Genomic DNA, 1,180 nt, shown 5'->3' with positions numbered 1-1,180 from the left:
ATATAGAGAAGAATGAAAAGGATGAAACAAACTCAAACGCGTTGTATAGCTTTGAGGAATATTGTATAATAACTCAAAAGAAGTAGTAATTCCATTTTCTGATTTTCTATGAAAGTGAGGTTCTCTTTCCATGAAGACAATTACCTGTTCTAATCGTATTTACTACTCGGAATTATCCTCGGAAGAAGCGAACGCTCTGCACCAGGATATCCAGCTTTATCATGCCATGATGCATACTGCCTATCATTTGTTATGTCTGAAGTCGCAGGGGATTCCCTTTCCCTTTGAAAACAGTCTGGAAAAAGAAATGAAGCGCCGCTTTCATACCAATGACTATTTTCCACTCTCTGCGATTCAAGAAGCGAAACAACATTTAAGCAACGATTTTGCCAACCATGAAAATCAGAAGAAAGCACTGAAGGCTCAATGTAAGGCCATCGAGAAAAAAATAAAAGAAGTCGAAATCAACATTCTGAAGATTGACCGTCAATTAAAAGAATTATTCAGAAAAACAAAACAAGGGAAACAAACGGAAGCGGATTACTTGCTTGAAGTGCAGCAGCTGCGTCCTGAGCGAAAGCGATACAAGAATCGCCGCTCTCATCTGATTTATGGATTGAATCGGAGAAAGCAGAAGTTAGAAGCACTTCAACGAAAAATGAAGTTTACCTGTTTTGGTGGAAAGAAGTTAGCTAGGGCAAGAACGACGGTGTATGCAGGGCAACATGAAACCTGGCTGAAAGCATATCAATCAGCCCGCAATCGGACGATGATGATTCAGGGAAGAAGGCAAGGAAAATTCTCAAATAACTTATTCCAATATCATATCGAAGAGGGAGTTTTGATTTACCGCTGCAGTAGTGAGAAACGAGAGATCCCGCTCAAGATTGAGTTTCATCAATACAAAGAAGAATTGGAAAGAGCGGTAAGACTGCCGCACAATACACCTGGAAAAGCAGTTGCTTATGTGTTGGAAGATCATGGCGCTTATTTTATTATCAAAGCGATCGTGGAGATGGAAGAAAAAGCGAAGAGCGAAGACACAGAACAAGGGGTCATTGGCATAGACATCAATGTCAATCATATCGCGGTAAGTGAAACGGATGGTTGCGGAAACTGTGTTTTATTGAAAACGGTGAAAATGCCGCTGGATGGGAAAAATAGGAAACAAAGGAAACAT

General features: G+C 40.3%; 1 protein-coding gene. It reads left to right on the top strand.

What is annotated here, in order from left to right; all coding sequences use genetic code 11:
- Window positions 1–130: 130 nt before the first annotated feature.
- The coding region (locus tag BN162_RS17510; RefSeq protein WP_020226437.1) for a hypothetical protein at window positions 131–1,180 on the top strand (1,050 nt) is incomplete at its 3' end.

The organism is Holdemania massiliensis AP2, assembly GCF_000327285.1.
Lineage (GTDB): Bacteria > Bacillota_I > Bacilli_A > Erysipelotrichales > Erysipelotrichaceae > Holdemania > Holdemania massiliensis.
Note: the sequence above shows the minus strand (reverse complement) of the source record. Positions and strands in the feature narration are given on the sequence as shown.